The 832-nt window shown below is 71.4% G+C and carries 1 protein-coding gene; it reads right to left on the bottom strand.

The annotated features are described in order from the left end of the window. Positions 1-108: 108 nt before the first annotated feature. The coding region (locus KUM32_RS36370; RefSeq protein ID WP_217146166.1) for an amidohydrolase family protein at positions 109-832 on the bottom strand (724 nt) is incomplete at its 5' end.

The raw sequence follows: 832 nt of genomic DNA, 5'->3' as shown, positions 1-832 counted from the left end.
GATCTGTAGAGCGGAATGGTTGAAGGCACGTGTTCTGCTATGTGGAATCTCTGGTCTCCGTGGGGCGGACGGTTGGCCTCCGCTGTGTGGTTCATCCGGACCCCGGGGTCACCGGTCGGCGGACTCGCGCGCGAAGACGACGTCCCCGTCGAAGACGGTCAGGTCGATGGGCAGGTCGACGATCTCGTGCGGGTCGGTGGCGCGCAGATCGCCACCCACGACGCACAGATCGGCGACCTTGCCCGGCTCGACGGTGCCCTTCCACTCCTCGGCGAAGTCCTGCCGGGCGGGGTTGACGGTATAGGCGCGCAGCGCCGTCTCCAGCGAGACCCGCTGGTCGGGGCCGCTCACCCGGCCGGTGGCCTTGGACTCGCGGAGCAGCATGGCGGCGACCCCCTGCCGCCAGTTGGGCATCGTGATCGGCGCGTCGGAGCCCACGCACACGGCGATCCCCGCCTCGGCCGCGGAGCGCACCGGCCACTGGTAGTCCGACCGCTCACGGCCGACGACGTCGTCCATCAGGTCCGCGATGGTCCACTTGATGGCGGGGTTCATGTTGATGCCGTAGCCGTGCGCGGCGAGCTTGGCCAGGCTCCCGGGCGAGGCGAAGTCGCCGTGGATGACGTAGTGCCGTGCGTCCGGGCGCGGATGCGCCCGCTGGGCGGCCACGAAGGCGTCGACCACGGCGTCGATCGCCCGGTCGCCGGTGACGTGCACCCCCAGTTGGTACCCGGCCGTGTGCGCCACCCGGATCATCTCGGCGAGCTCGGCCTGCTTGAGGCCGGCGTCGGCGCCGTGTACGCACAGCGCCCCGGGGCCGCCCCCGGAGTGG

It is taken from the genome of Streptomyces sp. AC627_RSS907 (assembly GCF_019049165.1).
Note: the sequence above shows the minus strand (reverse complement) of the source record. Positions and strands in the feature narration are given on the sequence as shown.